This is a genomic window from Streptomyces pathocidini (assembly GCF_001418495.1).
Taxonomy (GTDB): domain Bacteria; phylum Actinomycetota; class Actinomycetes; order Streptomycetales; family Streptomycetaceae; genus Streptomyces; species Streptomyces pathocidini.
On the sequence record NZ_LIQY01000463.1, the window covers coordinates 1 to 5,923 of the forward strand.

Genomic DNA, 5,923 nt, shown 5'->3' on the forward strand with positions numbered 1-5,923 from the left:
CCAGCTACCGCTGGGGGTGCCCCCACCTCGGGCGGCCAACGTGCGGGATTCGTACCCGGCTATCCGCCGGAGTCCGTTGTCCGCCCTGCGGGGGCACCCCGGCACACCCCCTCCCCGCCGTCAGCGGCCGACCACGGGTGGCACTGGCCCGGTTCGCGGGTTTCGTGTCGGCGGGCGCTTCTGGTCGGGGCCGGACCGGAGGGCAGGCCGTACCGGCGGTTACCCCAGGTCCCTGACGGGGTGCGACAGGGGCGCCTCGCTATGTGACGAATTTGGCGATCCGTGCATTGGCCTGCAACGATTTCCCGTGCGCACGTCCTACGCGCAACGTTTACGCGGGCATACGCAAGGTTTGTGCATTACGAGCCGATGTGCCCAGCTCGTAGGGTCTGCGCTGTACGTGGAGTGGCGGTGACCGCCTGCTCGGCGGTCCCCTTCCCCTCTCGCGGGCTTCTCCTGCCGTGCCCGCCCGGGACCGCCGTGGGTCCCGCTCCTATGACTCGGCAGTGATGAAGGAGCCCCCCCAGTGTTGGACCATGGCGCAGCCCCGCCCGCTGCGGACAGCTCGACGCGTCCGCCCCAGCGGCCCGGCGGCCTCGGTACCCGCCTCACCCGCCGCAAGCCCGTAGAGCGGCTCGTGGCCGAGGGCGGCCAGGGCGCGGGCGGCAGCCTGCGGCGCTCGCTCGGCATGTGGCAGCTGACGATGATCAGCATCGGCGCCACCCTCGGCACCGGCATCTTCGTCGTCCTCGGCGAAGCGGTGCCGGACGCCGGCCCCGCCGTCACGGTGTCGTTCATCATCGCCGGCCTCACCGCCCTGTTCTCCGCCCTCTCGTACGCCGAGCTGGCCGGCACCATCCCGGTCTCCGGCTCCTCGTACTCGTACGCCTACGCCACCATGGGCGAGCTCGTCGCCTGGGTCTGCGGCTGGTGCCTGATCCTGGAGTACGGCGTCTCGGTCGCGGCCGTCGCGGTCGGCTGGGGCGAGTACCTCAACGAACTCCTCAGCGGCACCATCGGCGTCACCATCCCCGACGCGCTCGCCGCCCCGCCCGGCGACGGCGGGATCTTCAACCTGCCCGCCCTGCTGGTCGTGCTGCTGTCCATGGCCTTCCTGCTCGGCGGCGCCCGCGAGTCCGCCCGCGCCAACACGGTCATGGTCGCCGTGAAGATCGCCGCGCTGCTGCTCTTCTGCTCCGTCGCCTTCATGGGCATCCGGGCCGGCAACTACACCCCGTTCATGCCGCTCGGCATGGCCGGCGTCAGCGCGGCCGGCGCCACGCTCTTCTTCTCCTACATCGGCTTCGACGCCGCCTCCACCGCCGGCGAGGAGGCCAAGAACCCCAAGCGCGACCTGCCGCGCGCGATCATGCTCTCGCTGCTGATCGTCACCGCGCTGTACGTGCTGGTGGCCGCGGTCGCGGTCGGCGCCCGGCCGTGGGAGAAGTTCGCGGGCTCCGAGGCCTCGCTGGCCGGGATCATGCGCGAGGTCACGGGCCAGACCTTCTGGGGCGTACTGCTCGCCGCGGGCGCCGTCATCGCCATCGCGAGCGTGATCCTGACCGTGCTCTACGGCCAGACCCGCATCCTGTTCGCAATGTCCCGCGACGGCCTGGTGCCGAAGGTCTTCTCCAAGGTGGACGCGCGCACCGGCACCCCGCGCGCCAACACCGTGATCGTCTCGCTGTTCTGCGGCGTGCTGGCCGCCGCCATCCCGCTCGGCCAGCTCGCCGACGCGACCAGCATCGGCACGCTCTTCGCCTTCGCGCTGGTCAACATCGCGGTGATCGTGCTGCGCCGCACGCGGCCCGAGATGGAGCGCACCTTCCGGGTGCCGCTGTCCCCGCTCCTGCCGGTCGTCGGCTTCGGCTTCTGCGTGTGGATGATGGGCAGCCTCGACGTGATCACCTGGACCGTCTTCGGCGTCTGGATGGCCGTCGGCCTTGTGATCTACTTCGGGTACGGCATGCGCCGCTCCCGGCTGGAGTCCGACCCCGTGGGGGCTCCCGTACAGAAGTGATCAACCCGCAGTGCGACTGAACGAGCTCGACGAACGCATCGTCCACGCCCTCGCCGAGGACGCCCGCCGCTCCTACGCGGACATCGGATCCGAGGTCGGCCTGTCCGCGCCCGCCGTCAAGCGGCGCGTGGACAGGCTCCGGGCGGAGGGGGCCATCACCGGCTTCACCGTCCGGGTCGACCCGGCCGCCCTCGGCTGGGAGACGGAAGGCTTCATCGAGATCTACTGCCGGCGGAACACCTCGCCCGAGGCGATCCACCGGGGTCTTTCGCGCTATCCCGAGGTGGTGGCCGCGTCGACCGTGACCGGCGACGCGGACGCCCTCGTCCAGGTCTTCGCCTCCGACATGCGCCACTTCGAACGCGTCCTGGAACGCATCGCGGGCGAACCGTACGTCGAGCGCACGAAGTCGGTCCTGGTCCTCTCCCCCCTGCTCCGCCGCTTCAGCTCCGGCGCACCGGGGTAGACAACGATTCGCCGTTTTCGGCGAGAATCGCGCAACAATTCGCTCGCGAATGCGCAATATTCGTGGCTTGTCCGGCGATGACGGCGGACCTTACCTTCGTGAGGTCCCCCGAAAACCGCTCGACCAGCGAAGAGGTTCCATGGCCGCGCCGCTGCGCACCGCGCTGTTCCAAGGCCCCGGCGGCGTCCCCCGTTCCGTACAGGACAGCCTCGCCGCGCTCGACGGGGCCGCCCGCCGGGCCGCCTCCGCCGGGGCCCGGCTGCTGGTCGCCCCCGAGCTCTACCTGACCGGTTACGCGATCGGTGACGCCCTCCCGTCGCTGGCCGAGCCCGCCGACGGCCCGGGCGCCCGCCGCGTCGCCGAGATCGCCGCCGAGCACCGGCTCGCCATCGCGTACGGCTACCCCGAGCGCGCCGGGGACACCCTCCACAACTCCGCCCAGCTGATCGGCGCCGACGGCTCGCGCCTGGCGAACTACCGCAAGACCCACCTCTTCGGCGAGTTCGAGACCGGCTCCTTCACCCCCGGCGACACCCCCGTCGTCCAGGCGGACCTCGACGGCGTCCGCGTCGGCCTGCTGATCTGCTACGACGTCGAGTTCCCGGAGAACGTACGCGCCCACGCCCTGGCCGGCACCGAGCTGCTGCTCGTCCCCACCGCGCTGATGCGCCCCTACGAGATCGTGCCCAACACGGTCGTCCCGGCCCGCGCCTGGGAGAGCCAGCTCTACATCGCGTACGCCAACCGCTGCGGCCCCGAGGGCGACTTCCACTTCGCCGGGCTCAGCTGCCTCGCCGCCCCCGACGGCACCGCCCGGGCCCGCGCGGGCACGGGCGAGGACCTGGTCGTCGCCGACGCCGACCCGGGATTCCTCCAGGCCTCCCGCGCCGAGAACAGCTACCTCGGCGACCGCAGGCCCGAACTGTACGGCTCCCTCGTCTGAGCCTCCGCCCCGCCCCACCGCACCGCGATTCCCCGCAAGGAGAGCCAAGCCGATGACGTCCGTGCCCACCGCCGCCCACGACGAGCAGCACCCCGAGACGCCGGAGCTGCCGCCGATCACCATGTTCGGCCCGGACTTCCCGTACGCCTACGACGACTTCCTGGCCCACCCGGCCGGGATCGGCTCCATACCCGCGACCGAGCACGGCACCGAGGTCGCGGTCATCGGCGGCGGCCTCTCCGGCATCATCGCCGCGTACGAACTGATGAAGATGGGCCTCAAGCCCGTCGTCTACGAGGCCGACCAGATCGGCGGCCGGCTGCGCACCGTCCGCTTCGAGGGTTGCGCCGCGGGTGACGAGGGCGAGTTGGACTGCGAGCTGGGCGCGATGCGCTTCCCGCCGTCCTCCACCGCCTTCCAGCACTACATCGACCTGGTCGGCCTGGAGACCAGGCCGTTCCCCAACCCGCTCGCCCCCGACACCCCGTCCACGGTCGTCGACCTCAAGGGCGAGTCCCACTACGCGGAGTCCATCGAGGACCTGCCGCAGGTCTACCGCGACGTGATGCACGCGTGGAACGCCTGCCTGGAGGAGGGCGCGGACTTCTCCGACATGAACCGCGCCCTACGGATGCGCGACGTGCCGCGCATCCGCGAGATCTGGGCGCGGCTCGTCGAGAAGCTCGACAACCAGACCTTCTACGGCTTCCTCTGCGACTCCTCCGCCTTCAAGTCCTTCCGGCACCGGGAGATCTTCGGCCAGGTCGGCTTCGGCACCGGCGGCTGGGACACCGACTTCCCCAACTCCATCCTGGAGATCCTCCGCGTCGTCTACACCGAGGCCGACGACCACCACCGCGGCATCGTCGGCGGCAGCCAGCAGGTGCCGCTGCGGCTGTGGGAGCGCGAGCCGGAGAAGATCGTCCACTGGCCGATGGGCACCTCGCTGTCCTCGCTGCACGGCGGCGAGCCGCGCCCGGCCGTGACCCGGATGAACCGCACCGCGGGCAACCGGATCACCGTCACGGATGCCGCGGGCGACACTCGTACGTACCAGGCGGCCGTCTTCACCGCGCAGTCCTGGATGCTGCTGTCCAAGATCGAGTGCGATGACGCGCTGCTCCCCATCGACCACTGGACGGCCGTCGAGCGCACCCACTACATGGAGTCCTCCAAGCTCTTCGTCCCCGTCGACCGGCCGTTCTGGCTCGACAAGGCTGTTGACGACTCCGGGGTGTCGACCGGCCGGGACACGATGAGCATGACGCTCACCGACCGGATGACCCGCGGCACGTACCTCCTGGACAACGGGCCCGGCAAGCCGGCCGTCATCTGCCTCTCGTACACCTGGTGCGACGACTCGCTGAAGTGGCTGCCGCTGAACGCGAACGAGCGCATGGAGGTCATGCTCAAGTCGCTCTCGGAGATCTATCCGAAGGTCGACATCCGCAAGCACATCATCGGCAACCCGGTCACCGTCTCCTGGGAGAACGAGCCCTACTTCATGGGTGCGTTCAAGGCGAACCTGCCCGGCCACTACCGCTACCAGCGCCGCCTGTTCACGCACTTCATGCAGGACCGGCTGCCCGAGGACAAGCGCGGGCTGTTCCTCGCGGGAGACGACATCTCCTGGACCGCGGGCTGGGCCGAGGGCGCCGTGCAGACCGCGCTCAACGCGGTGTGGGGCGTCATGAACCACTTCGGCGGCGAGACGGACGCGACGAACCCGGGGCCGGGCGACCTGTACGACAGCATCGCCCCCGTGGAACTCCCGGAGGACTGACCGGCCTCCTCCGGTTCGGAGCGGGGGTACGAGACTCGGGCCGCCGCCGTGCGAGGAGCGCGGCGGCGGCCCGTATCAAGGGGAGGCCTCTCGGGGCCCGGGTGGGCCCAACTGGGGCCTGATGGTGATCCATTGGGGTGGTACGGGGTGTGATGTCCACGGCACGGGGCATTGATCATTGTCATGAACCTGCGACTCGCTGCCCCGGCCCTCGCCCTCGCCACCGTCCTGGGCACCGCCGCCTCCGCCACCGCCGCCGGAGTGCCGGTCGCCCCCGCCGACAAGGCGCGGGTGCTGGCCAGTTGGACCCAGGCGAGCGACAACAGCTACGGGCTGTGGGCCGCCGCACGTGGGAACCGGGCCGAATGGGAGGGGTACGGCTTCGACTGGTCCACGGACTACTGCTCCGGGGCGCCGGACATCCCCTTCGGCTTCGACTTCCGCCAGTCCTGCGCCCGGCATGACTTCGGCTACCGCAACTACAAGGCGGCGGGTGGCTTCGCCGCCAACAAACAACGGCTGGACGAGGCGTTCTTCGTGGACCTCAGGCGGGTGTGCATCCGGACCACGACGGGGTCGAGGACGCTGTGCGAGTCCACGGCTTGGATGTACTACCAGGCGGTCAGGAACTTCGGCGGGCAGGGCGTGGGCGGCTGACGGGTCGGCGGCCGGTGCCTTCGGTGCGGCTCGGCTCGCTGGAGTGGTGCGGGT

Annotated in this window: 5 protein-coding genes; all 5 read left to right on the forward strand. The window is 70.7% G+C overall.

The features are described 5' to 3' along the window. Positions 1–526: 526 nt before the first annotated feature. Positions 527–2,020 carry an amino acid permease gene (locus AOK16_RS20380; protein ID WP_055473638.1) on the forward strand — a complete coding sequence of 498 codons (1,494 nt, stop codon included), beginning with the start codon at positions 527–529 and terminating at the stop codon, positions 2,018–2,020. Positions 2,021–2,030: 10 nt separating this feature from the next. After that, positions 2,031–2,486 (forward strand): Lrp/AsnC family transcriptional regulator, encoded by a 456-nt coding sequence (locus AOK16_RS20385; RefSeq protein ID WP_055473639.1) that lies wholly within the window; start codon positions 2,031–2,033, stop codon positions 2,484–2,486. A 139-nt stretch (positions 2,487–2,625) separates the two neighbouring features. Next, on the forward strand, positions 2,626–3,429 hold the full coding sequence (locus AOK16_RS20390) for a carbon-nitrogen hydrolase family protein (protein WP_055473640.1): 804 nt from the start codon (positions 2,626–2,628) through the stop codon (positions 3,427–3,429). A gap of 52 nt (positions 3,430–3,481) precedes the next feature. Next, positions 3,482–5,212 carry a flavin monoamine oxidase family protein gene (locus AOK16_RS20395; protein ID WP_055473641.1) on the forward strand — a complete coding sequence of 577 codons (1,731 nt, stop codon included), beginning with the start codon at positions 3,482–3,484 and terminating at the stop codon, positions 5,210–5,212. A 183-nt stretch (positions 5,213–5,395) separates the two neighbouring features. After that, the gene (locus AOK16_RS20400; RefSeq protein ID WP_055473642.1) at positions 5,396–5,869 is read left to right on the forward strand and encodes a phospholipase; all 474 of its coding nucleotides are present in this window, start codon (positions 5,396–5,398) and stop codon (positions 5,867–5,869) included. The last annotated feature ends 54 nt before the right edge of the window (positions 5,870–5,923 follow it).